Genomic DNA, 24,794 nt, shown 5'->3' on the forward strand with positions numbered 1-24,794 from the left:
AAGTCCACCCGGACCTTTGATGCTTATTCAAGGCTCGATATCCTGACATATCCCAGCGGTTACACCTTGAAACACCTCTACGACACCGTCGGCAATCTTGTCGAATTAAGGGATGCGCAAAATAACCAAAGTTTCTGGAAGGCTGTCTCGGCCGATGCGCGCGGTCGGCTCACTGAAGAGCAGCTGGCGGGCGGCACCACGGTTACGACCCATAGCTATTACCCGGAAACCGGTTTGCCTGAGTACAGCTATACCACAAGTCCCGCGGGCCAGGTTCGTTATGGCTACTACATGTGGAACAACGGCGGTAATCTCTCGCTGCGGATGTCATATAGCGGCAGCAGCTACTTTATGGAAACTTTCGGCTATGACAGCCTCAATCGGCTGAGAAGCGTTACCGGTCCTGCAAGCAAGACCTATCGATACGACGCCATCAGCAACCTTACCTACAAATCCGATGTCGGAACCTACAGCTATCTCGTCAACGGCAATGCCCGTCCACACGCCGTGGATTCCATCGTCGGAGGCATAAGCGCGAACTTCACTTATGACGCAAATGGCAACATGCTTTCGGGAAGCGGAAAAAGCGTCGCTTATACCTCCTTCAACCAGCCGGCCACGATTGCCAGCGGCGCCAGTACCGCGACGTTCAGCTATGACGCCAATTTCAAGCGCGTCAGCAAGATAACGAACAACATTCCTACCCACTACATGGACAGTGGCCGCTACGAAGCCACGATTAGCGGCGCCACCACCACTCATCGCCATTACATTTATGCCGGACAGACGCCGGTCGCACTGTATACTTTTGCCACGATCGGCGGCGGCGCGGGCGATCCGACCGTAAGCTATCTGCACGCGGACCCGTTGGGCTCAACGGAAGCCATCACCGATCCCGCGGGAAACATACGGCGACGCTTGTCGTACGATGTCTGGGGCAAGCGAAGAAACGCCGACGGCACCGACGCCACCGCCGCCATTATCGCGCCGATAAAGCTCGGTTACACCGCCCAGGAACACGACGACGAGCTCGCCCTTATCAACATGAAGGCGCGCGAGTACGATCCGCTCCTGGGGCGTTTCCTCCAGCCCGACCCCTTGAAGGAAATGGGCGACCCGCACCCGTATGCGTATGCGAACAACAACCCCCTCAAATATACCGATCCGACGGGGACGAGTTTTGTCGATTTCACCGGCTGGCAATGGGGATCGGGCATTGGCGAAAACCGCTATGTCGGCACCGCCGGCGGTTACGACCAATGGATCCTCGATGACTATGGCAACATTGGCACGCAACGCGTCAGTCACTACGGTTCTTATTCGAGCTGGAACTCCAGTTGGGATTCCTGGAATTCCAGCTCCTCGCTGGGTTCTTTCGGTAGCGGCGGCCTCTCCCAGACAAGCTACAACACCTCGTATAGCTCCGGGGGCTACGGCGGGTACGTCTCAAGCTACAATACGCTAGGGGCGGGATGGAGCACAGGTACACCGAGCAGCAGTTCAAGCTGGATCAACACCATTCCTTTCGTGAGCGCGTTCGACCAGGCCGCGAATGGGAACTTATGGTCGGCGTTGGGAAGCGCGACGGTGGATTTTGGTACCATCTTCGCTCCTACCCGGCTCCTGGGGATGGGGAGAGTGGGGCGTACTGCGACCAGTACTCAATCAGTTTTTTGGTCGGGCCGCGGCACGCAGGGGGTGGCGGAAAGCTGGGCACGAGCCAATGGCGGACAAACTTTATCCATGAGTCAATATGCCGTGGGCGCGACAGCAACGCCCCAAGCCGTACAGAGTGCGAGTTTAGCATTCGCGCAAAGTGCAAGGGGGAACGTCACCGTATTCCAGTCAGCGTCGTTTGTTCCAGTCAACAGTATCTGGGCAACTACGGAGTACCCCGCCCTAATGGGGAATCCGAATGTTACAGGTATTACATACGACATTCTGAATATGGGCGGGGAAACAATTTGTACAATATTTTGCCCCAAGTGAGCTGGTCATGAACCATGAGTTTCAAAAAACTGGATTAAACACCGTGACCAGCTCACAAGGATTCACTGTTGAAGTGAAATTCGCCGGAGGCGTGCATTATCACGATGCCATCGGGGACATACTGATTGATTCTGAATGGCTGGTAAATCCGCCGCGAATACTTCTGTATCGGCGACGCGCTTACGTATCCGATTCGCGCCTAAATGATGTGTATGCCAATGCGCAGAGGGCATTGGAGTATCTTGGTCATCGAGTTGAAACGTGGACCGACTGAAAAACCCGAATCAAGGGGTCAGAGTCCTTGAAAACTATCATCCGCCACTTTAGCGTAGCCAGCATATTCAACATAGAAAAACTTCATGGCCCGCCTGCCGCGCATCGTGATCCCGCGCGGAAAACCGGGTCAGAGAGGAATTTTCGCTAATATTCCGACTTGCTAATATTTTCCCGTCTTTGCGTCCCCGAGAGAAACGACCACCATGCCCCGCAAACCCCGCTTCACCCTGTCCGGTGTGCCTCAGCACGTGATCCAACGCGGCAACAACCGCGAACCCTGTTTTTTCGCTGAGCAAGATTACCGCCGCTATCTCGAAGACCTGCAAGCCTGCGCCGAGAAATACGATTGTCGTCTCCACGCCTACGTCCTCATGACCAACCACGTACATTTGTTGGTCACACCGATGCAGGAACAGGGAATTGCCGAGATGATGCAGGCCCTGGGCCGGCGCTACGTGTATTACATCAACAAGACCTATCGACGCACCGGTACCTTGTGGGAAGGACGTTACAAGGCCAGCCTGATCGACTCGGAAGCCTATTTGCTGACCTGCATGCGTTATATCGAACTCAACCCGTTGCGGGCCGAGATGGTGAACCACGCCGGGGAATACAAATGGTCCAGCTACGGTGCCAATGCCCAAGGGCGAGCCGATGCACGGCTGTCACCGCATCCGCTGTATACCGCGCTCGGAGCCACCGCGGCCGATCGCCAGCATGCCTACCGGGAATTGTTTCGGCATCACATGGACAATGCCTTGTTGCACGAAATTCGAGAGGCCCTCAACCATGAGCTGGTCCTCGGACGTTCTTACTTCAAGGACAAGATCGAGACCATGACACAGCGGCAGACCCGGCTCGGACTACCCGGCCGACCACGCGCAGAGGAGGAAGCCGGGGTGTATTACATTGATTAAGTATATTAGCGAAAATTCCTCTCTGACCCGGTTTTCTGTCACACCCCCCTGTATGACAGCTAATCCGTCCTTTTCGAGCGTCGCATGGCGATGAATAACACTGTTGTCGTAGTCATTACGATTGACGTAGCCGAGAAAGTTGCCAACGGTCAACGGGGTATCGGTATCGTAAAGTTCCACATTGAACCCGCCGACGTTGGTTTCAATGCGCACGATCGTATTTGCCGCAAGAAGAGGCGGGGAGAGGACTGACGCCAGGACGGCGCAGGCCATGGCGCGCAGATACATCCGGCCGTGGAAATACCGGCGACAGAAAGAAGCTATGCAGGGAACAGCGCGCGAGACTTTCATGACCCTCCTCCCACTCCCTTGCGTCAAGGAGCTTTGTAGTGTCCGGGTATTCTGACACAGCGCGATTAAAGGGTTCAATCAGGTATCGCCGCACATTTCACTCGAGCCGGGGAAACAGCTGTTTTGTAACCTCTTTATGTCCATAAATGGAACCCTAAATGGAACCCTCTGTTGCCACGGTAGTTGTTGTGTGGCGAGCAACGGGTGAGCATTGCGGCTGTGCTACCATCGCCGCTTGACATGGGCATGAAATTCGAACTGCTGGCGAACGACGGCGCCGCCCGCCGCGGACGCATGGTGTTTGAGCGCGGGACCGTCGAAACGCCGGCCTTCATGCCGGTCGGCACCTACGGCACGGTCAAGGGCATGACGCCGGAAGAACTGCGCGAGACCGGCGCCGAGATTATTCTGGGTAATACCTTTCACTTGATGCTGCGGCCGGGCACGGAAGTCATCAAGGCCCACGGCGGACTGCACCGTTTCATGCACTGGGACGGTCCCATCCTCACCGACTCCGGCGGGTTTCAGGTATGGAGCCTGGGGCAGTTGCGCAAGCTGAGCGAGAAGGGCGTGCTGTTCCAGTCACCGGTGGATGGCGCGAAGATTTTTCTCGGTCCGGAAGAGTCCATGGCGGTGCAGCAGGCACTTGACGCCGACATCATCATGATTTTCGACGAGTGCACGCATCATCCGGCCACCGAGCCCGAGGCGCGCGCCTCCATGGAGTTGTCGCTGCGCTGGGCCGAGCGCTCGAAAATCGCGCATGCCGATCACCCTTCCGCCTTGTTCGGCATCGTGCAGGGCGGGATGTACGAGCACCTGCGCGATATCTCGCTCATCGGGCTCAAGCAGATCGGGTTCGACGGCTATGCCATCGGCGGCCTGTCCGTGGGGGAAACCAAGGAAGAAATGCTCCGCATTCTCGATCACCTGGCCCCGCAGATGCCCGCCGATAAACCGCGCTACCTCATGGGCGTGGGCACGCCGGAAGACCTAGTCGAGGCCGTGCGCCGCGGCATGGACATGTTCGATTGCGTGCTGCCCACGCGCAATGCGCGCAATGGCTGGCTTTTCACCCATGACGGCGCGGTCAAGATCAAGAACAGCCGTTATGCCCGCGACACCGGCCCGGTGGACCCGCTGTGCGACTGTTATACCTGCCGCCATTACAGCCGCGCCTATCTGCGCCACTTGCAGCAGGCCAACGAGATTCTGGGCGCCCGGCTGGCCACGATCCACAATCTGCACTATTACCAGTGCCTGATGCGGGGATTGCGCCAGGCCATCGCCGAAAAAGAACTGGATGATTTCGTCGAGAAGTTTTATCGTATGCGCCGGCCGGAGCCCCCGGACGGCCCTGAGAACTGAAAGAATAGACAGGATTGACAGGATTTCTCAGGATTTACAGGATTAAACCCGATCTGAATTAAATCCTGTTAATCTTGAACAATCCTGTTAATCCTGTGAATTTTTATTTTGAGGAATTATCAATGAACTTCTTAATTTCCGACGCCTTGGCCGAGGCCCCGGCTGCTGCCGCAGGCGCCCCACCGCAGGGCAGCCCCTTCATGACGCTGATCATGCTCGGCGTGCTGTTCGCCGCGTTTTACTTCATTCTCATCCGCCCGCAGGCCAAGCGCGCCAAGGAACACAAGGCCATGATCGCAGCGCTGGCCAAGGGAGACGAGATCGTCACCGCCGGCGGCGTGCTGGGCAAGGTCACGGAACTCGGTGAAGGCTACGTCACGGTGGACATCGCCAAGGGCGTCGAGATCAAGGTACAGCGCCAGGCGGTGCAGACCGTTCTCCCCAAGGGCACGATCAAATCGGCCTGACACATAAGAATTTGAGCCACAGAGAACACAGAGTTAAAAAATAAAAGCAGGCAATTGTATATTTGCTTTTCTCTGTGATCTCTGTGTTCTCTGTGGCAAAAAAATATTAAATGAACAGATATCCGCTCTGGAAATACCTGCTGGTCCTCGTCGTCGTGGTGGTCGGCTTCGTTTACGCCTTGCCGAACATCTATGGCGAATATCCGGCGGTCCAGATTTCCCCGACGCGCACTACCAAGGTGGACCAGCCGCTGCTGACGCTCGTCGAGGGACAGCTGAAGCAGGCAAATATCGCCTATACCGGCGCGGCACTGGATGAACAGGGAGCGCGGATTCGTTTCACCGATACCGAGACCCAGCTTCACGCGCGCGACCTGATCCAGAAGGCGCTGGGCGACAACTACGTGGTGGCGCTCAACCTGCTGCCGGCGACACCGGCCTGGCTGGCGGCGATCAACGCCAAGCCGATGTATCTCGGTCTCGACCTGCGCGGCGGCGTGCATTTCCTGATGCAGGTGGACACGGCGGCGGTGCTCAAGAAGGCCGAGGAGAACTACACCGACGACATGCGCCGCGTCCTGCGCGAGAAAAAGGTGCAGTACTTGACGGTCAGCCGGCTGGAGCGCGGCGGCATCGAAATCCGTTTCCGCGACCAAGCCGAGCGCGAAAAGGGTCTGGAGGTCGTGCGCAAGGAACTGCCCGATCTCGAATTCGCCGAAATCGAGCGCAGCGGCGATTTCATCATCGGCGCCAAAATGAAACCCGCGGCGGTCATGGACAAGGGCCGTTTCGCGCTGGAACAGAACATCACCTCGCTGCAGAACCGCGTGAACGAGCTGGGCGTGGCCGAGCCGATCATCCAGCAGCAGGGGCAGGATCGCATCGTGGTGCAGTTGCCCGGCGTGCAGGATACGGCCAAGGCCAAGGAAATCCTCGGACGCACGGCGACCCTCGAAATCATGATGGTGGACGAGGAGCACGACGTCGCGGGCGCGCTGTCGGGCGCGGTGCCGGCCGGCTCGAAACTCTACAAAATGCGCGACGGACGTCCGATCCTGCTCAAGAACCGGCTGATTTATTCGGGCGACAACATCATTGATTCCGCCCCCGGCTTCGAGAGCCAGAGCAACACCCCGATCGTTTCCATCACGCTCGACGCCCGCGGAGCGGCCATCAACCAGCGGATCACCGGGGAAAATGTCGGCAAGCGCATGGCGGTGATCTACATCGAAATCAAATCCGACCCGAAGCTCGACGAGCACGGGAAACCGGTGCTGGATGCGAACGGGCGTCCGTTGCGCGTGAGCAAACGCGTGGAAGAGGTGATCACCGCGCCGGTGATTCGCTCGCAGCTGGGCAAGCGTTTCCAGATCGAAGGCCTGGACTCGGTGCAAGAGGCGAACGAACTGTCGCTGCTGCTGCGCGCCGGCGCCTTTGCCGCGCCGGTCGAAATCATCGAGGAGCGCACCGTGGGTCCGAGCCTCGGTGCCGACAACATCGCCAAGGGTTATCAGTCGATCTGGGTCGGTTTCGCGATGATCGCGGTCTTCATGATCATCTATTACGTCGTCTTCGGGTTCATCTCGGTGGCGGCACTGGCCGTCAACGTGGTGTTGCTGGTGGCCCTGCTGTCCATGCTCCAGGCCACGCTGACCCTGCCCGGCATGGCCGCGATCGCGCTGACCGTCGGCATGGCGATCGACGCCAACGTGCTCATCAACGAGCGCATTCGTGAGGAATTGCGCAATGGCAACACCCCGCAGGCCAGTATCTACGCCGGCTATGAACGTGCGTTCGGCACCATTCTCGATTCCAACGTCACCACGCTGATCGCGGGCCTGGTGCTGTTCGGTTTCGGTTCCGGGGCGGTGCGCGGGTTCGCGGTCGTGCTGTGCCTCGGCATCCTGACCTCGATGTTCAGCGCGGTGATGGTGTCGCGCGCCATGGTCAACCTGTTGTACGGCAGCCGGCGCAAGCTCGAAAAACTGCCCATCGGCAATACCGCCTGGAAAGAGACCAGTCTGGCTCAGGGATAAAGACGCGCCATGGAATTCTTCAAGATCAGGAAAGACATCCCGTTCATGCGCTACGCGCTGGTGTTCAACGTGATTTCCGTCATTACGTTCCTCCTCGCGGTGTTTTTCCTGATCACGAAAGGCCTGAATTTCGGCGTCGATTTCACCGGCGGCACGGTGATGGAAATCAGCTACAGCCAGCCGGCCGACGTCCCGAAAATCCGCGATTCGCTCGCCAAATTGGGCTTCCAGGACGTGGCGGTGCAGAATTTCGGCACCGCACGCGACGTGCTGGTACGCCTGCCGCTGAAAGAAGGCATCTCCAGCGCCCAGCAGTCCGAGAACGTCATGCAAGGCCTGCGGCAGGCCGACCCCACGGTCGAATTGCGCCGCGTGGAATTCGTCGGTCCCCAGGTAGGCAAGGAACTGGTGGAGAACGGCGCGCTGGCGCTGCTGTTCGTCTCAATCGGTATCGTGTTGTACCTGTGGTTCCGCTTCGAGTGGAAGTTCGGCGTGGCCGCGATCATCGCCAACCTGCATGACATCGTGATCATTCTCGGCTGCTTCGCCCTGTTCCAGTGGGATTTCTCGCTGCCGGTGCTGGCGGCGGTGCTGGCCATTCTCGGTTACTCGGTGAACGAATCGGTGGTGGTGTTCGACCGCGTGCGGGAAAATTTCCGCAAGCTGCGCAAGAGCACCACGGTGCAGATCATCGACAACGCCATCACGCGCACCATGTCGCGCACCATCATCACCCACGGCAGCACCCAGATGGCGGTGCTGGCGATGCTGTTCTTCGGCGGCGAAACGCTGCATTATTTCGCCCTCGCGCTCACCATCGGCATCCTGTTCGGCATCTATTCCTCGGTGCTGGTGGCCAGCCCCATCGTCATGTGGCTCGGCGTGTCGCGCGAGGACCTCATGCCGACCAAGAAAGACACGCTCGAAGACGGCCGTCCCTGAACCCCCTAATAAATATTTCACAGGATTTACAGGATTCAAACTGCTTTAAATTTAGAAATTAATCCTGTAAATCCTGAAAAATCCTGTTAATCCTGTCTATTTCATTTCGTTAAAGAGTTACATCCCTCGCCCGCGGCGCACCAAACGCGGGCATTTCTCCCTCGCATTCACCATCGCTGTGCATCCATACGTTCGCGCAGAGCGTTGTCATGCGTTTGTTTCCCGCCGAATCAAGCGGTTAGCGCTTCCAGGCATCATGGCACAGCGGTTGCTATATCACGCGTGACATACGAGCCGGAAACGATGCGACTTCGAATACTTTTGATGACTGATCAACCCGATAGCACGGTGCTGATCGAGCATGCGCTCAGCGCGGCCCGGCATCATGTCGTGACGGTCATTCGCCCGGACGACGACCTGTGTTTCTACGCGCGCCAGGCCCGCCCCGATGCTGTCGTGGCGTCGCTGGCGGCGCCCGACCCGGCGGTGGTGCAGCAGCTGGAACAATTGTCGCGTGAATGCCCCTTGCCGGTCGTGGTGTTTACCGAACGCAGCGATAACGCGCCGCTGCGCGCCGCCGTCAAGGCCGGCGTCAGCGCCTACGTGGTGGACGGCCTGGAGGCGGAGCGCGTCGAGCCGGTGTTGCAAACGGCATTGGCGCGGTTTCGCGAATTTCAGGCGCTGCGCCAGGAGCGTGACGCCGCGGTTATGGAACTGGCCGAGCGCAAGCTCGTCGAGCGCGCCAAGGGTATTTTGATGCGCCGGCGTAACCTGCCGGAGAACGTGGCCTATACCGCGCTGCGCAAGATGGCGATGGACCGGGGCAAGCGCCTGGCCGAAGTGGCGGAAAGCATCGTGACGGCGGAAGAAGCGCTGGCGCAGGGCTGAAGATCAAGATTTTCGGGCGGGCCAATGGCGGTCCGCTGATTGGACAACGGCGTCCATGGGTCCGAGGGAACCTCGGGCCGATGGACGCCTTTTTTATGGCTTAAACACAGGAGAACACTATGCAACGCAAGAAGTTGGCAGCAGGCAACAAGGCGGCGCGCGGGTTGTCGCGCCGGGATTTTCTGCGGTTGGGCGCCGCCGGCGCGGCCGCGGGTCTGGCCGGCTGGCGCACCAGCGCCTGGGCCGCGGGCTCGGACGCGCCCGAGAAAACCGAGGTGAAAATCGGTTTCATCCCGCTGACCGACTGCGCCAGCGTCGTGATCGCCTCGGAAATGGGTTTCGACAAGAAATACGGCATCAAGATCACGCCTTCGAAGGAAGCCAGCTGGGCCGCGGTGCGCGACAAGCTGGTGAATGGCGAACTCGATGCCTCGCACGTGCTCTACGGCCTGATCTACGGCGTGCAACTCGGCATCGGCGGCCCGAAGAAGGACATGGCCGTGCTCATGGGCATCAACCACAACGGCCAGGCCATCAGCCTCTCGAATCAGCTGAAGGACAAGGGCGTCACTGACGGCGCCAGCCTCAAGGCGCTCATCGGCAAGGAAAAGCGCGAGTACACCTTTGCCCAGACCTTTCCTACCGGCACGCATGCCATGGAGCTGTACTACTGGCTCGCGACCTACGGCATCAATCCGATGGCCGACGTGAAGACCATCGTCGTGCCGCCGCCGCAGATGGTGGCCAACATGCGCGTCGGCAACATGGACGGCTTCTGCGTCGGCGAGCCCTGGGGCGCGCGCGCCATCTACGACAAGATCGGTTTCACCGCCGTCACTACCCAGGAGTTGTGGAAGGATCACCCGGAAAAAGTGCTCGGCACCAGCCTCGAGTTCGTGCAGAAATATCCGAACACCACGCGCGCCATGATGGCGGCGGTGCTGGAGGCTTCGAAGTTCATCGACGCTACCGCCAATCGCGCGAAGGTGGCGCAGATCATCGCCAGCAAGTCCTACGTCAACGCGCCGGAAGAGGTGATTCTCGGGCGCTTCCTCGGCAACTACGACAACGGCAACGGCAAGACCTGGAAGGACCCCAACTACATGAAGTTTTATAACGACGGATACGTCAACTATCCGCACCTGTCGGATGGCATGTGGTTCCTGACGCAACACAAGCGCTGGGGCCTGCTCAAGCAGGACCCGGACTACCTCGCCGTGGCGAAACAGGTAAACCAGATCGAGCTTTACAAGCAGGTCGCGGCGCAGGTCAAGGTGGCGGTGCCGGCCAGCCCGATGCGCACCAGCAAACTCATCGACGGCGTGGTGTGGGACGGCAAGGACCCCAAGGCCTATGCCGCGGGTTTCAAGATCAAGGCCTGACGATAGGAGGTCGCCATGAACGTGATAAGCATGAGCAAGCAAAAGAAACCGGCGAAGCCGGAAGTCTCTGAAGTCGTGGAGACGCCGGCTGCCGAGTCAGCCACCGTGTCAGCGCCTGCCGTGCCTGCGCCGTCACCAGTGGCGGGCCCGAACCGCTGGCAGCTGGCGGCACAGATGTTCCAGCGCAACGTGATGCCACCGCTGTTCGGGTTGGTGGTCTTCGTGTTGCTGTGGTCGGTGGTGTCCGTCTCCAGCGATCTGCCGGGCCCGGTCAAGACCTTCGATTCCGCGGTCAAGGTGTTCAGCGATCCGTTCTACGATCAGGGGCCGAACGATCAGGGTATCGGCTGGAATATCCTGCACTCGCTCGGGCGCGTCGGCATCGGTTTCGGCCTGGCGGCGCTGGTGGGCATCCCGCTCGGGTTCCTGATCGGCTATTCCGGATTCCTGAACCGCATGATGGCGCCGATCATAAGCGTGCTGCGGCCGGTCTCGCCGCTCGCGTGGCTGCCGATCGGCTTGTACGTGTTCAAGCAGGCGCAGCCGGCGGCCATCTGGGTGATTTTCATTTCGAGCCTGTGGCCGATGGTGCTCAACACCGCCTCCGGCGTGACCCAAGTGCCGCAGGATTATCTCAACGTCGCGCGCGTGCTCAAACTGTCGCCGTGGAAGATGTTCAGCCGCATCCTGTTCCCGGCGGTGCTGCCGTACATGCTCACCGGCGTGCGCCTGTCCATCGGCGTCGCCTGGCTCGTGATCGTGGCGGCCGAGATGCTCACCGGCGGCATCGGCCTCGGCTTCTGGGTGTGGGACGAATGGAACAACCTGAACGTCGAACACATCATCATCGCCATCTTCGTCGTCGGCATCGTCGGCCTGCTGCTGGAACAGGCGATCCTGCTGGTGGCGCGCCGGTTCCGATATTAAGAGGTGTGCGCGCGAAGCGCGCACTTCGGCCCGCTTCCCTCTCCCGCGTGCGGGAGAGGGAATGAGGGAGAGGGGTAACTGAGGTGATATATGGAGAAAATCATGGAAAAATTCGTACAAATCGAAAACGTGCACATGGTGTTCAACACGCGCGGCGGCCGCTACGTGGCGCTGGATAACGTGAGCCTCAACATCCGGCAGGGCGAATTCGTTTCCATCATCGGCCACTCCGGTTGCGGCAAATCAACGTTGCTGAACCTGGTGGCGGGGCTGTTCGCGCCGACGTCTGGCGTGCTGCTCGCCAACGACCGCGAGATCGCCGGCCCCGGCCCGGACCGCGCCGTGGTGTTCCAGAACCATTCGCTGTTGCCGTGGCTGACCTGTTTCGGCAATGTCTATCTCGCCGTCGAACGCGTGTTCGGCGACACCGAAACCCGCGCCGACCTGAAACGGCGCACGCGCGAGGCGCTGGCGCTGGTCGGCTTGACGCACGCGGAGCAGAAGTACCCGCACGAGATTTCCGGCGGCATGAAGCAACGCGTCGGCATCGCGCGCGCCCTGTCGATGCAGCCCAAGGTGCTGCTGCTCGACGAACCGCTGGGTGCGCTCGACGCGCTCACCCGCGCCAACCTTCAGGACGAGCTGATGCGCCTCGTCGCGACCGTCGGCAGCACCACGCTCATGGTGACGCACGACGTGGACGAGGCCGTGCTGCTGTCGGACCGCATCGTCATGATGACCAACGGCCCGGCGGCGACCATCGGCGAGATTCTGGAGATCGACCTGCCGCGCCCGCGCGCGCGGCTGGAGCTGGTGCAGGACGCGCATTACCTGCGCCTGCGCGGCGAGGTGCTCAAGTTCCTGTACGCGCGCGAGGTCAAGGCGGCTTGATTCAAAGGCACATGGAAGATTTTTATTTGTCGTCATGCCCGCGGAAGCGGGCATCCAGGGTTTGCATGGTATCGCGCGCTTTGCGCGCGATGACATAAACAGCACTGGATTCCCGCTTCCGCGGGAATGATAGCAATGGATAGTAATGTAGGTTGGGCTGAGCGAAGCGAAGCCCAACAGCAGTTTGGGTATTTTTCGTTGGGGTTCGCTGCGCTCACCCCAACCTACGGGTCGAGTTAAAGGGAACCATGTTCACGCAAACCATGATGCAGAATCTGGGCGCGCTCAAGGTCGGATGGTATTGGATGCTGGTGGTGCTGGCGCGCGGTATCCATGAGGTCAGGAAGCTGAAACAGGAGTAGCAAGACATGCGCCCGCGGTGGCTGCAAATCCGTGGCGATCCCTCGGTGCGCCAGTTCGTGTTCGAGCAGGCGCGCGTGGCGAACGAATTCGACCGGCACATCGACGAAGTGCTGGCGCGCGTCGAGGTGCTGCTGCTGGGGCACGGCGTGTTTCACGCCAAGGTGCATTTCTCCACCGGCCAGGTGACGCTGTGGCTGCTCAACGACCCGCTGCGCTACCGCGTGCACGTCAAGGAAGAGTTCCTCGACCCCGATCTGTGCAACATCTACCGGCGCCAACCCTACACTAATGAAGCCCTCGTGCCTTCGCCGGAAATTTCCCGGGTGCTGACCGAGTTCAAGCGCCTGCGCACGCTGGACAACCACATCTATCTGCGCGCCGGCTCGCTCAACGTGGTCAACGGCCTCGTCGGCCTCAACTTCTCCTGCGACGGCAGTCATTACCTTAATTACGCCGAATTCCTCGCCCGGGCCGGGGAGTTGTATGTCTGAATCTGCTGTTATTCCACGCAGAGCCTGCCCTCGAATGTGTTAGTCGAGGGCAGGAATCCAGCTATTCTAGGCTGGGATTCCCACCGACCACGTCGGTGGTATATCGTTATACCAATCAATAAATCCTCTAATCATAAAGCCTAACGATGCAGGACCGCGATTTCTACAACTATCAACGCATCCTGTCAGGATACCCGTCGATAAGTTTCATGCTTCTCGGTTTTCACATAACGGTGACAATCGCTGGTTTGGCAGGACTGTTCGTGCTCATGCGGAGTGATATACCTCCCCAACAGATTATTTCTTGGGTAACTGTGCTTGCGTTCCTAATTACATTTGTGACGGTTATGCTCTGGCTTATGTGGTTCCGTGAACACATCTTGAAAGATCAGGTCGTAACGGAATTGCTAAAGGAAAAAGTACGGTTTCCAGAAACCACAGCATGGAATGGTGTCGTCACTGCCATGCATACGGGGTTCTATATGCTTGGTATTGTGTTCTGGGGCAGTTTGATAGTTGTTGCTATAGCAAATCCACAGTGGCTATTGAAGAAATTTGGTCTCTAAAAATGGGTCAGTCCAGATCACAGTTTCCGCTAATATTTGCGAAATCTTGATCCTACGTTAGTTTTTTTAAGAGCAGCAATGATTGAGTGAACCTCCCCCGATTTCGTGGACACCCCGTTAAGGTGGACAATACCGAAATCGGAGGACCCTATGTCAGCACAAAAACGACGTCAATACACCGAGGAGTTCAAGACCGAGGCCGTGCGCCTGGTGCAGGAAAGTGGTAAACCCGTGGCCGAGATCGCACGGGAGCTCGGCATCGCGGAGAATCTGCTGTACCGCTGGCGAACCGAGGAACATAACGCACGTCGCCTCGGGACCACGCGGACGAACCTCAAGGCCGAGCACGAAGAGCTGACGTGTCTTCGCCGCGAGCTCGACACCGTGAGAAAGGAGCGTGATTTTTTAAAGCGTGCGGCGGCGTTCTTCGCGAGGGAGCGGTCATGAGATACCGCGCCATCCGGGAGAACGTCCGCCGCTTCCCCGTGCGCCTGATGTGCCGGGCCCTGAAGGTCTCGGCGGCCGGCTACTACGCCTGGCACACCCGGCCGGAGAGCCAACGCGCGGTGCATAACCGGGCGTTGTTGGTCTCGATTCGGGCGATCCACGCCGGGAGCCGCTGCACCTATGGCAGCCCCAGCATCTGCGATGCACTGCAGAAACGCGGGCACCGGATCGGCGAAAATCGCGTGGCGCGGCTGATGCGCCTCCACGGCATCCGGGCCAAAACGGTGAAAAAGTGGAAGGCCACGACCGATTCCGGCCATAAACTGCCGGTGGCCGCCAACACACTCGATCGGCGGTTTGCGGTCGACGAACCGAACCGGGTGTGGGCCGGTGACATCACCTACGTCTGGACGCGGGAAGGCTGGCTGTATCTCGCCGTGGTGCTCGATCTCTACTCGCGGGCCGTGATCGGCTGGGCGATGGGGCCGCGGCTCACCGCCGATCTCGCCACCCAGGCACTGACCATGGCGCTGTGGCGGCGCAAACCGGCCAAGGGGCTGCTGCATCACTCCGATCGCGGCGTGCAGTATGCGAGCGGCGATTACCAGGGACTGCTCGGCCGCGCCGGCATGACGTGTTCGATGAGCCGCAAGGCGAACTGCTGGGACAACGCCTGCGTCGAGAGTTTCTTCGGCACGCTCAAGAAGGAGCTGATCCACGACCGGCGCTATCTCACGCGGGAAGAAGCGAAACAGGACATCTTCGAATACATCGAAGTGTTCTACAATCGGCAACGTCGTCATTCGACCCTCGGCTACCGTTCACCGGCCGAGTTCGAGGCGATGAACCAAGTTGCTTGAGCCGGTGTCCATGAATTTGGGGGAAGTCCAGAGCGTATCTAACCCACCAAAGCTTGTCTTGCTGCCAGGTCTCGACGGTACGGGCATTCTCTTCCGCTCACTGTTGGCTTCGTTGCCAAAGGACATCCGGCCCAAGGTCATTACCTATCCCCCAAATCAGAAGTTTTCTCTTTCTGAGCTTGCCCAGCTCGTTGCACAGGAGTTACCGCGTGAAGAGGTTGTATTGTTAGCCGAGTCTTTCTCTGGTTTGGTTGCCTTGGCGCTCCTGGCTCGGGGATTGCCACATATAAGAGGCGTTCTCTTTGTTGCGTCCTTCGCGGAACCGCCTCGTCCGCAGATGCTTCGCTTTGCTTCGAAGGTGTCATGGATTGGTTCTGTTATGCGCTTGGCCCCATCTTTTTTCTTGCGGCAATTTTGCCTTGGCAGGAATGCAGACACCCAAGAATTGTCACTGCTGCGGGAAGCGCTCTTGACGGTATCCCCTGAAGTACTCACTCATCGCCTGAAGCTCATTTCGGAATGCCTGTCTTTTGAAAAGATACGTTTTCAAATTCCATGCTATTACCTTCAGGCAAACCAAGATCGGTTGGTTCCGCCTAGCGCGAAAAATTGGTTCCAGCAACACTTTGATGGTTGCGTAGTGGAATCAATGGAAGGCCCCCACTTTTTGATGCAGGCCAAGCCGCGAGAATGCGCAGAGTGGGTGGCAAAAAAACTAAAAAGTTTCTAGCAGCTGTGTAGATTCACTTTTGCCACTGTGAAATAATTCCTTCACCCGCGGCCCAGCGCGGGTGCTTTCCACTACAAGCGAGGAGATGGCGATGATCCACGGATTTACGCGGGTGCGGCTGGGGTTTTTTCTATTGTTTCTGTTTCTGATCTCCGGCTGTTCCGAAAAATTCATTTACCCCGAAGATGAGCGCTCGCAGGCCGAGCCGGTGCGGTCGGCGGACTGGATCGCCATGCTGCCCGAGGGCGAGACCCGGCGGCAGGTGATATTGGGTTGTACGCCGTGCCATCAGATGGGCCCGCCGGTGGCCTATCGCAAATCGATCGAGGAATGGCGCGAGGTGATTGCGCGCATGAAAAAGACCGATGACAGCCTGGAGCTCAATCTGATCCGGCTGGAAACCGAGGAATTGGCGCAGTGGCTCACGGCCAACGCCAAAATGCCCAAGCACGGGCGTTACTTCGAGACGGCGAAGGCGGACATCCGCGAATACCCGGCCGGGGCCAAGACCGGTTTCTATCATGACATGACGGTGAGCGGCGGCCGGGCCTGGACGGCGGATTACTTCGGCAACAAGCTCTACGGCACCGATATCGAGAGCGGCGCGGTGGAGAGCTTCGATATTCCGGTGACGGTCGAGCCGGGCAAGCCGGGCGGGGCGCACCAGATCGACACCACGCGCGACGGCATGATCTGGATGACCTTCACCAAGTCGGAGCAGGTGATCCGCTTTGATCCCGGCAAGAAGGAATTCAAGGTTTATTCGGATTTCCAGAAGGGCGCGAACATCCAGTATTTCGTGATGGACGCCGAGCGTTACATCCACGAGGACGCGGATGGCGGCATCTGGATGACCAACTTCTCGCGTGAATTCCTGACCCGCCTCGATCCGAAGACAGGCAAGGTGAGTAACTTCACGACCCCGCGCACCACGAGCCTGCCGGAGAAGGGCGTGCATTTGTACGCGGCGGTGGCCGACGGCCAGGGCAATCTCTGGTACACCGAGACCCACGGCAACCGTCTCGGCATGCTCGACCCCAAAACTGGCACGGCCTGGGAGCAGGACATGGAGCAGAAATCCGTTGGACCGAAGCGTCTCGCCATCGACAAGGATGACGTGCTGTGGATACCGGAGCTCGCGACCGGGAAGATCACCGTCTACGACACGCGCAAACGCAAGGTCACGGACCGGATCGCGCTGCCGATCCCGGGGGATTTTCCCTACGGCATCCGGCGCAACCGCTATACCGGCGATTTCTGGATCACCGGCTCGGGTTCCGACAGCCTTTACCGGCTGGAACCGAAGACGAAGCAATTCACGATTTACCGTCTGCCGCGCCGGGGTGCGTACACGCGCACCGTGAGCTTTACCGAGAACGGTGACATCTGGACCAATTACGCCTCGTTTCCGAACGCGCATACCCAGATGCCGTTCGATGCCAGTGCGGTGGTGCGGTTGCGGCCGCAGGGGAAATGAGAGTTTATTGTTTCGTCATTCCGGCGAAAGCCGGAATCCAGTTAGTTAAAAATCTTACGGCCTTATTATCTGGACCCCGGCTTTCGCCGGGGTGACGGCTGCTCGATGGGTGGAAAGTTATGGTAGGTTGGGGTGAATGAAATGAACCCCAACAAAAATTATCAACGTTGGGGTTCGGCGTTTCACGCCTCACCCCAACCTACATCTTAAAGGTGACACACGCGGTTGCGTCCGTTGTTCTTCGCGGCGTAAACCGCCTGGTCGGCTTTTTTCAGCAAATCTTCCTGCTCTTTCGTGTCCTGCGGGAAGCAGGCCACGCCGATACTGACGGTGATGGTAACCGTCTCGTTGTCGTCCACGATAATGGCGGTGGTGGCGACTTTGTGGCGGATGGATTCGGCCACCGTCAAGGCACCGTGCCGGTCCGTTTCCGGCAGCAGGATGACGAACTCCTCGCCGCCGTAACGATACAGCGTGTCGCTCGCGCGCAGCTGCGAGTTCATCGCCTCCGCCACTTTCTGCAGCACCCGGTCACCGGCGGGGTGGCCGTAGGTGTCGTTGACGGACTTGAAGTTGTCGAGGTCCACCATCAGCAGCGACAGGTTGCCCTGATAGCGGCTCACGCGCAGGAATTCCCGGTCGAAATCCAGGGTGAACTGCCGGTGATTGAGGCAGCCGGTGAGGGCGTCATGAGTCGAGGTTTTTACGAGCTCGGCATGTTGCGCTTGCAGGTTTGCCGCCATGGCATTGAAGCCTTCGGCCAGCTCCCGCAGCTCCACCGGCATGTTCCCGCCGATGCGGTGCCCATGCCGTCCTTCGCTGAACAAGCGCATACCGCGGGACAGGTCTTGCAGTGGCGGGAACAGCTGGCGGTTCAACAGGACGAAGCCGGCGACGGCGATCGCGAGACCGGCGGCCAGAAACACCAGCACGACGGTGGTGGCCTCCAGTTTGAGGTCATGCAGTATCTTGTGTGATTCTTCCGTTTCCGTATGGGCCACGTGGTGTATGGCGTTGAGCCGGGTGATGATGTTTTCGATCAGTTTGTCGAATTCCTCCATCTTCGCGGCGCTTTTCATGTTGCCGACCGGCGACGCTGTTTTCAGGATCGCTTCACCTATCACGCGCGCGTGTTCCCAGTCGCGTCGCGCCGCAGTCAACACCTGGTGCTGCGTGTCTGTCATCGCCGTCATGGGCGCAAGGGTTTCGAAATTCCGCCCAACCTCGGTGGCGTGCGCCTGGAATTCGTCGCGCGCCTTCGGGTCACCGTGAATGAGGTAGTCGTTGGGCGGCATTGCCGCCTGCGCCAGCGACATCTGCAGCCGCATGGCGTGGTGCATCTCGACGATGGAGTGCTCCACGACCTCGTCGGTCAGGCGCAGCGCCTTGTAGAGATTGAAAAGCATGACGGCATTGGCCGTGATCAGCGCGAGAAAGAACAGCGCGGCCCCGGACCGGAAAAAAACCCTGAGGGAGCGGTTTTTGTGGCGCAGGGAGGCTCCGGGGTTGGTGGCCGTGTCTTCGGTACCGCCGGATCGAGTGTCGCTCATTGACGTGCGTGTTGCGACGACTGATGTTGTTGCTTGATTCAAGAATAAGAATAGGCCAGACGCCGCTGATTTACACCTTCAGAACCGGAAAAAACCGCCGCGCCCGGAATTATCGCGCACAAATACCGGCAGGCTGTGACGGCTTGCCACAGGGTTATGCATCACCCGCCGGAATCGTATATCCTTAGCCGCTTTTCAGGCAGCCGCGATCCTCTTTCGGGCCGGGAAGGGGCGGGCGCCACAGACAGGAGTCCGGAATTTAATGTTCACCAAAGACATGACCATCAAGGGTTTCGACGATGAGCTGTGGACCGCCATCCAGAACGAAAACCGTCGACAGGAAGACCATATCGAGCTGATCGCCTCCGAGAATTACGCCAGCCCCCGGGTACTGGAGGCTCAGGGCTCGCAGCTCACCAATAAATACGCCGAAGGCTATCCCGGCAAGCGCTACTACGGCGGATGCGAATACGTGGACGTGGCCGAGCGCCTCGCCATCGAGCGCGCCAAGCAGTTGTTCGGCGCGGCCTACGCCAACGTGCAGCCGCATTCGGGCTCGCAGGCCAACGCCGCGGTATACATGGCGTTGCTCAACCCGGGCGATCACGTCCTCGGCATGAGCCTCGCGCACGGCGGGCATCTCACCCACGGCGCCAAGGTGAATTTCTCCGGCAAGATCTACAACGCGGCGCAGTATGGCCTGAACGAAAAGACCGGCGAGATCGATTACGCGCAGGTCGAGCGCCTGGCGCAGGAACACAAGCCCAAAATGATCGTCGCCGGTTTCTCCGCCTACTCGCGCGTGGTGGACTGGCAGCGCTTCCGCGAGATCGCCGACAAGGTCGGTGCGTATCTGTTCGTGGACATGGCGCATGTGGCGGGACTGGTGGCGGCGGGCATCTATCCCAACCCGGTTTCAATCGCCGACGTCACCACGACCACGACGCACAAGACCCTGCGTGGTCCGCGCGGCGGCATCATTTTGGCCAAGACCAATCCCGAGATCGAGAAGAAGCTGAATTCAATGATCTTCCCCGGGACTCAGGGCGGCCCACTGATGCACGTCATCGCCGCCAAGGCGGTGGCCTTCAAGGAGGCGCTGGATCCGGCATTCAAGACCTATCAACAGCAGGTGTTGAACAATTCGCGTGCCATGGCGAAGGTCATGATGGATCGCGGTTACCAGGTCGTGTCCAACGGTACCGATAACCATTTGTTCCTGGTGAGCTTCATCGACAAGGGCATCACCGGCAAGGATGTTGAGGCGGCGCTGGGAGAGGCGCACATCACGGTCAACAAGAACGCCGTGCCGAACGACCCGCAGTCTCCGTTCATTACCAGCGGCATCCGCATCGGCACCCCGGCCATCACCACGCGCGGCTTCGGCGAGAAGGAGTCGCGCGAGCTGGCTGGCTGGATCTGCGACATCCTCGACCGTCTGGGCGATGCCTCCGTGCGGGCGGCGGTGAAGGCTAAGGCGGAGGAGATTTGCCGCCGATTCCCGGTGTACGAGGCGTCCCGGCCGTAAGGGACCGCGGGGCGGGACGTTCGCCTTTGATGCGCCGCTTGCTACTATTCCGCTATGCGCTGCCCGTTCTGCTCCGCCGATGAAACCCGCGTCGTGGACTCGCGCCTGTCCGATGACGGCGATTCCGTGCGCCGGCGGCGCGAATGCGAGGTCTGCGGCGAGCGCTTCACCACCTTCGAGCGCGCCGAGCTGCGCCTGCCGCAGGTGATCAAGTCCGACGGCCGGCGCGAACCTTTCAACGAAAAGAAACTGAACAACGGGCTTTCACGCGCGCTGGAAAAGCGCCCGGTGGATACCGACGCGGTCGAAAAGATCATCGGGCGCATCCGTCACAAGCTGATGGCGAGCGGGGAGGGCGAGGTTCCCTCGCGCCAGATCGGCGAATGGGTGATGGAAGAACTGAAGGAGCTTGATCCGGTGGCGTATGTGCGCTTCGCCTCGGTGTATCGCAGCTTCGACGACCTGAACGCCTTTCGCGACGAGGTGCAGCGCCTGCAGAATGAGCCCAGCGCCGAGTTGCGGCGCAAACAACTCTCGCTGATCCCGGAGCCGGAAACGCCGGTCAAGCCGGCCGCCGGCGCCCGCAAGCCACCCGGAAAGAAACCATGACCACCTCGGCTGCCGATGCGCGGTTCATGGCGCGCGCGCTGCAACTGGCGCGCCGTGGCCTGTACACCACCGATCCCAATCCGCGGGTCGGCTGCGTGGTCGTCAAGGACGGCAAGATCGTCGGCGAAGGCTGGCACGAGCGCGCCGGCGAGCCGCACGCCGAGATCAACGCCCTCAACCAGGCCGGCAAGATGAACACCCACAGCGCCGGTGTGTACCTGACGCTGGAGCCCTGTTGCCATCAGGGGCGCACACCGCCCTGCACCCAGGCGCTGATCAGGGCCGGCGTGCGGCGCGTGGTGGCGGCCATGCGCGATCCCAATCCACTGGTGGCGGGCAAGGGGCTCAAGGAGATCGAAGGCCACGGCATCCAGACGGAGGTCGGGCTGATGGAAGCGGAAGCCGCGGCGCTGAATCCCGGATTCATCAGCCGCATGAAACGCGGCCGGCCCTTTGTGCGCGTCAAGCTGGCCGCCAGTCTCGACGGCCGCACCGGCATGGCCAACGGCGACAGCAAATGGATCACCAGTGAGGCGGCGCGCGCGGACGTGCAGAAATGGCGCGCGCGCAGTTCGGCGATCCTGACCGGCGTGGGCACCGTGCTGGCGGACGATCCGTCGCTCAACGTGCGTGATTTCAAGACCGGACGCCAGCCGTTGCGCGTGGTGCTGGACAGCCGTCTGCGCATGCCGCCCCGGGCGCGCATGCTGCGCAACGAGGGCAAGACACTCATCGTGACGGCCAGCGGAGACGCGGCGCTGGCGGAAGCCCTGAAGAAGGCCGGCGCCGAGGTGGCACATATCTCCACGCCGGAGAGGACCGTGGATCTCGCCGCGCTGCTCAAGCATCTGGCCTGGCTGGAAGTAAACGAAGTGCTGGTCGAGGCCGGCGCCACCCTGTGCGGCGCGCTGCTGCGGGCCGGGCTCGTGGATGAGCTGGTGCTGTATTATGCGCCGCATATCATGGGCAATGCCGAGCGCGGCATGTTCGTGTTGCCACCGCTGTTGCGCATGTCTGATCGCATTAACGTGGAAATTACGGATACGCGGGCGCTGGGAAAGGATTGGCGCGTTATGGCGAAAGTAAGCGAAAAACAGGACTGAAAATGTTCACCGGAATCATTCAGGCCGTGGGAAAAATCGCCGCCATCGAGCAAAAGGGCGGCGATGCGCGTCTGCGCATCGATACCGGCGGGCTCGACATGTCGAACGTGAATACCGGCGACAGTATCGCGGTCAGCGGCGTGTGCCTGACGGCCGTGGAGCATTCCGCGTCCGGATTCACCGCCGATGTCTCGGGGGAGACGCTGGCGCGCACGACGCTGAGTCAGCGGCGCCCCGGCGATGACGTGAACCTGGAAAAAGCCCTGACGCTCAACACCCCGCTCGGAGGGCACTTGGTCAGTGGTCATGTGGACGGGGTGGGGACGGTCATCAGCCGTGAAGCAGAAGCGAGATCGGTGCGGTTCCGATTCCAGGCGCCGGACGCGCTGGCTCGCTATATCGCCGAAAAGGGTTCCATCTGCGTGGATGGCGTGAGTCTCACGGTCAACGCCGTCAACGGCGCGCAGTTCGACGTGAACATCGTGCCGCACACGCTGGCAGAAACCACGCTGGGCAGTTTTCAGCCGGGCTCAAAAGTAAATCTGGAAGTCGATCTGCTGGCGCGTTATCTCGAGAGGCTCATGCTCGGTCAAGGCACGGTCAAAGACGGGTCGAGCATCACGCGTGAATTTCTCGCGCAACACGGGGTTATCAAATAAACAGTTCTAATTTCGCGGCAGAATCTGGAAGTTGACGCTGGTTTTGGCCAACTGTACGGGGCGCGACCCGTTTTTCGTCTTGAGCATCAGCTTGCTGACAATGCGATATTTTCCCGGCGGGGCGGTCTCGGGAATTGGCAGCAGGCTGTTGCTGGCGTAGTAGCCGGTGGTGCGCAACTGGCTGCCGACGGATTCGATTTTGGTGGTGATCAACATGTCGTTACCGGCATAAAATTCCCGCACTTCTTCCAGTATCAGATTGGCTTTGGTGGTTCGCTGAAGGTAAATTTCCTTGCGGATGGTGAGATGGCGGCACGGCTTGATCTTCACCGGTTCGATATGCATCTTGTACGAACGCACAACCGCGTTCTTGCCGCGGGGAAGCGATTTGAAATTACCGGCGGCGGTTTCCGAATCGGAATCGGAGTAGCGGTATTGCGTGGCGTAGTCCGCGTCATCCTGACGTTCCTCGAACTGCGCGCAACCTTCCTTTTGAAACGTGGCGCACCCGCTCGCCAGCAGGCCCAGACCGAGCATGATGATGAAACGTACGCCCATCCATGGGTGACGCAATAATATGTGCATGGCCAATCCTGGAAAAATCGCCCCGAGTTGAATCAGCCGCCCCAGGCCTGGCGCAGCGCGTCGTATTTGTCCTTGCGCTCAATGACCTTTGGCGGCGTGTCCGTGTCTGTCTTGCGTGACACCGCCTCTTTCCTGGCGGGCTGGGGTTTTTTCCATTTTACTGTTTGCGTGCGCGTCATTTCGTCGGCGCCATTCCGCGCAGGTCCGAGATTCGCGGGAAAAACTCCCAGTGCCAGCGCCAGCAGAAACGCCGCCGTCACCATGGAAAAATCCAGCCAGGCGCCGCCCCAGATGCGACGCGGCGAATCTTCGGTGTTGCGGCGCCGGCCACGCATGCCCGGAAAGCCGTTGGCGATGGATGACTGCCGGCGTTCCACCAGCCCCAGTTCCAGCAAGGCGGCGCGGAACTCCGCCACGGTCTGGAAACGCCGGCTCGGGTCCTTCGCGATGGCCTTGAGAATAACGGCCTCCAGTTCGCGCGGCAGCCGGCGCTGGAATTCCTTGGGGCTGGGCGGGTTTTCCTGGACATGCGCGTGCATCAGGGCGTAGTCGGTGCGGCGCTCGAACGGCAGCCGCCCGGTGACGGACTCGAACAGGCTGATGCCCAGCGTGTAGACGTCGGAGCGGCCGTCGGTTTCGCGGCCGTTGATCTGTTCCGGCGAGATGTACAGCAGCGTGCCGACCATGGCCCCGTTCTGCGACGGGTCGTGGTTGTCCATGAGGCGGGCAATGCCGAAGTCCATCAGCTTGATCTCGCCGTCGCGCGTGATGAAAATATTGCTGGGCTTGAGGTCGCGGTGCACCACGCCCATGCGGTGGATGTGGTCCACGCCGCGCATGGCCTGCTCGAAGACGCTCACGGCCTCGGACACGGTCAGCGGTCCATAGTGGCGCAGGCGGCTTTCGAGCGTCTCGCCCTCGACGTATTCGAGCACCAGGACCTGCCCCACGGGATGGTCCATCATCTCGTACAGCGTGACGACGTGAGGGCTGTTCAGCCGGGCCTGGGCCTGGGCCTCGGTATGAAACCGTTTCAGATATTCCGGGTACTTGCTGAGGGCAGGCGGCAGCACCTTGAGCGCCACCGTGCGATTGAGTTCGCTATCGTGGGCGCGGTATACGATGCCCATGCCGCCCACGCCGATCCGGCTCAGGGTCAGGTAGCGGCCGACCATGCTGCCGGGCTCGAGCGGCTCCGTGACCGGATCCTCGGCGGGGCGCGCGGAAAGCTGCGCCCGGCGTTCGGTAAAGCGGTCGGAAATGATGACTGTGCTTTGCAGTTTGTCGGCCTTGTTGGCTTTGGCTGACATGATTATGGGCACCCGTATTGATAAATGACCGCGGATGCCACCCCCCTTGGCAGTACCCGCTTCTATATAAGGAGTATGGTCG

General features: G+C 60.0%; 24 protein-coding genes. 20 read left to right on the forward strand and 4 right to left on the reverse strand.

Translation table 11 applies throughout. The annotated features are described in order from the left end of the window. Positions 1–66 precede the first annotated feature (66 nt). The 3 genes from SCL_RS05500 (at position 67) to SCL_RS05505 (ending at position 3,182) form a co-directional block, all read left to right on the forward strand. Positions 67–1,989: an RHS repeat-associated core domain-containing protein gene (locus SCL_RS05500; protein ID WP_096360289.1), complete on the forward strand. Its 1,923-nt coding sequence runs from the start codon at positions 67–69 to the stop codon at positions 1,987–1,989. Between the two features lie 7 nt (positions 1,990–1,996). Further along, positions 1,997–2,263, forward strand: coding sequence for a hypothetical protein (locus SCL_RS14005; protein WP_148664999.1), 267 nt, complete (start codon positions 1,997–1,999; stop codon positions 2,261–2,263). A gap of 205 nt (positions 2,264–2,468) precedes the next feature. Further along, a complete protein-coding gene (locus SCL_RS05505) occupies positions 2,469–3,182 on the forward strand; it encodes a transposase (protein ID WP_096360290.1) in 714 nt (237 codons plus the stop codon). Here SCL_RS05505 and SCL_RS05510 read toward each other — a convergent pair. Beyond that, positions 3,129–3,533, reverse strand: coding sequence for a peptidylprolyl isomerase (locus SCL_RS05510; RefSeq protein ID WP_096360291.1), 405 nt, complete (start codon positions 3,531–3,533; stop codon positions 3,129–3,131). The two genes, SCL_RS05505 and SCL_RS05510, sit on opposite strands and share 54 nt — an antisense overlap. 246 nt (positions 3,534–3,779) lie before the next feature. On the opposite strand from SCL_RS05510, the gene tgt reads away from it, so the two are divergent. The 13 genes from tgt to SCL_RS05575 all read left to right on the forward strand — a co-directional run bounded on the left by tgt (position 3,780) and on the right by SCL_RS05575 (position 17,368). Further along, the gene (tgt, locus tag SCL_RS05515) at positions 3,780–4,901 is read left to right on the forward strand and encodes a tRNA guanosine(34) transglycosylase Tgt (RefSeq protein WP_096361857.1); all 1,122 of its coding nucleotides are present in this window, start codon (positions 3,780–3,782) and stop codon (positions 4,899–4,901) included. A 122-nt stretch (positions 4,902–5,023) separates the two neighbouring features. Beyond that, positions 5,024–5,368 (forward strand): preprotein translocase subunit YajC, encoded by a 345-nt coding sequence (yajC, locus tag SCL_RS05520; RefSeq protein WP_096360292.1) that lies wholly within the window; start codon positions 5,024–5,026, stop codon positions 5,366–5,368. Positions 5,369–5,478: 110 nt separating this feature from the next. Further along, positions 5,479–7,404 carry a protein translocase subunit SecD gene (gene secD / locus SCL_RS05525; protein WP_096360293.1) on the forward strand — a complete coding sequence of 642 codons (1,926 nt, stop codon included), beginning with the start codon at positions 5,479–5,481 and terminating at the stop codon, positions 7,402–7,404. Positions 7,405–7,413: 9 nt separating this feature from the next. Beyond that, a complete protein-coding gene (secF, locus tag SCL_RS05530) occupies positions 7,414–8,346 on the forward strand; it encodes a protein translocase subunit SecF (RefSeq protein WP_096360294.1) in 933 nt (310 codons plus the stop codon). A 324-nt stretch (positions 8,347–8,670) separates the two neighbouring features. Beyond that, positions 8,671–9,234 carry an ANTAR domain-containing response regulator gene (locus SCL_RS05535; protein ID WP_172425936.1) on the forward strand — a complete coding sequence of 188 codons (564 nt, stop codon included), beginning with the start codon at positions 8,671–8,673 and terminating at the stop codon, positions 9,232–9,234. 119 nt (positions 9,235–9,353) lie between these two features. Then, on the forward strand, positions 9,354–10,616 hold the full coding sequence (locus SCL_RS05540) for a CmpA/NrtA family ABC transporter substrate-binding protein (protein ID WP_096360296.1): 1,263 nt from the start codon (positions 9,354–9,356) through the stop codon (positions 10,614–10,616). Between the two features lie 15 nt (positions 10,617–10,631). After that, positions 10,632–11,543: a nitrate ABC transporter permease gene (gene ntrB / locus SCL_RS05545; protein ID WP_096360297.1), complete on the forward strand. Its 912-nt coding sequence runs from the start codon at positions 10,632–10,634 to the stop codon at positions 11,541–11,543. A 102-nt stretch (positions 11,544–11,645) separates the two neighbouring features. Next, positions 11,646–12,434: an ABC transporter ATP-binding protein gene (locus tag SCL_RS05550; protein ID WP_172425937.1), complete on the forward strand. Its 789-nt coding sequence runs from the start codon at positions 11,646–11,648 to the stop codon at positions 12,432–12,434. 368 nt (positions 12,435–12,802) lie between these two features. After that, complete coding sequence (locus SCL_RS05555; RefSeq protein WP_096360299.1) at positions 12,803–13,288, forward strand: hypothetical protein; 486 nt, start codon at positions 12,803–12,805, stop codon at positions 13,286–13,288. A gap of 146 nt (positions 13,289–13,434) precedes the next feature. Beyond that, entirely contained in the window at positions 13,435–13,854 is a 420-nt protein-coding gene (locus SCL_RS05560) for a hypothetical protein (RefSeq protein WP_148665000.1), read from the forward strand. Positions 13,855–14,004: 150 nt separating this feature from the next. Continuing rightward, positions 14,005–15,161 (forward strand): IS3 family transposase gene (locus SCL_RS05565; protein WP_231969805.1). Its coding sequence is split into 2 segments (ribosomal slippage): positions 14,005–14,272 and positions 14,272–15,161, totalling 1,158 coding nucleotides; the frame shifts between segments, so codons are not numbered across the junction. 10 nt (positions 15,162–15,171) lie between these two features. Continuing rightward, complete coding sequence (locus tag SCL_RS05570) at positions 15,172–15,891, forward strand: alpha/beta fold hydrolase (protein ID WP_172425938.1); 720 nt, start codon at positions 15,172–15,174, stop codon at positions 15,889–15,891. A 91-nt stretch (positions 15,892–15,982) separates the two neighbouring features. Further along, positions 15,983–17,368 (forward strand): Vgb family protein, encoded by a 1,386-nt coding sequence (locus SCL_RS05575; protein WP_096360302.1) that lies wholly within the window; start codon positions 15,983–15,985, stop codon positions 17,366–17,368. A gap of 206 nt (positions 17,369–17,574) precedes the next feature. On the opposite strand, the gene SCL_RS05580 is transcribed toward SCL_RS05575, so the two are convergent. After that, complete coding sequence (locus SCL_RS05580; protein ID WP_096360303.1) at positions 17,575–18,918, reverse strand: diguanylate cyclase; 1,344 nt, start codon at positions 18,916–18,918, stop codon at positions 17,575–17,577. 262 nt (positions 18,919–19,180) lie between these two features. Here SCL_RS05580 and glyA point away from each other — a divergent pair, with 262 nt between their 5' ends. From glyA to SCL_RS05600, 4 genes are read left to right on the forward strand one after another with little or no spacing between them, the layout of a single operon-like run. Beyond that, positions 19,181–20,446 (forward strand): serine hydroxymethyltransferase, encoded by a 1,266-nt coding sequence (gene glyA, locus SCL_RS05585; RefSeq protein ID WP_096360304.1) that lies wholly within the window; start codon positions 19,181–19,183, stop codon positions 20,444–20,446. A 54-nt stretch (positions 20,447–20,500) separates the two neighbouring features. Beyond that, entirely contained in the window at positions 20,501–21,055 is a 555-nt protein-coding gene (gene nrdR / locus SCL_RS05590; RefSeq protein WP_096360305.1) for a transcriptional regulator NrdR, read from the forward strand. Then, positions 21,052–22,158 (forward strand): bifunctional diaminohydroxyphosphoribosylaminopyrimidine deaminase/5-amino-6-(5-phosphoribosylamino)uracil reductase RibD, encoded by a 1,107-nt coding sequence (ribD, locus tag SCL_RS05595; RefSeq protein WP_197702724.1) that lies wholly within the window; start codon positions 21,052–21,054, stop codon positions 22,156–22,158. The genes nrdR and ribD overlap by 4 nt, the downstream gene beginning before the upstream one ends. A 2-nt stretch (positions 22,159–22,160) precedes the next feature. Further along, positions 22,161–22,817 carry a riboflavin synthase gene (locus SCL_RS05600; protein WP_096360306.1) on the forward strand — a complete coding sequence of 219 codons (657 nt, stop codon included), beginning with the start codon at positions 22,161–22,163 and terminating at the stop codon, positions 22,815–22,817. Between the two features lie 6 nt (positions 22,818–22,823). Here the strand turns inward: SCL_RS05600 and SCL_RS05605 are convergent, their stop codons facing one another. Then, positions 22,824–23,402 carry a hypothetical protein gene (locus SCL_RS05605; protein ID WP_148665001.1) on the reverse strand — a complete coding sequence of 193 codons (579 nt, stop codon included), beginning with the start codon at positions 23,400–23,402 and terminating at the stop codon, positions 22,824–22,826. 32 nt (positions 23,403–23,434) lie between these two features. Continuing rightward, positions 23,435–24,712, reverse strand: coding sequence for a serine/threonine-protein kinase (locus tag SCL_RS05610; RefSeq protein ID WP_096360308.1), 1,278 nt, complete (start codon positions 24,710–24,712; stop codon positions 23,435–23,437). Between the last annotated feature and the right edge of the window lie 82 nt (positions 24,713–24,794).

Source organism: Sulfuricaulis limicola (genome assembly GCF_002355735.1).
In the GTDB taxonomy this organism is placed as follows: Bacteria; Pseudomonadota; Gammaproteobacteria; order Acidiferrobacterales; family Sulfurifustaceae; genus Sulfuricaulis; species Sulfuricaulis limicola.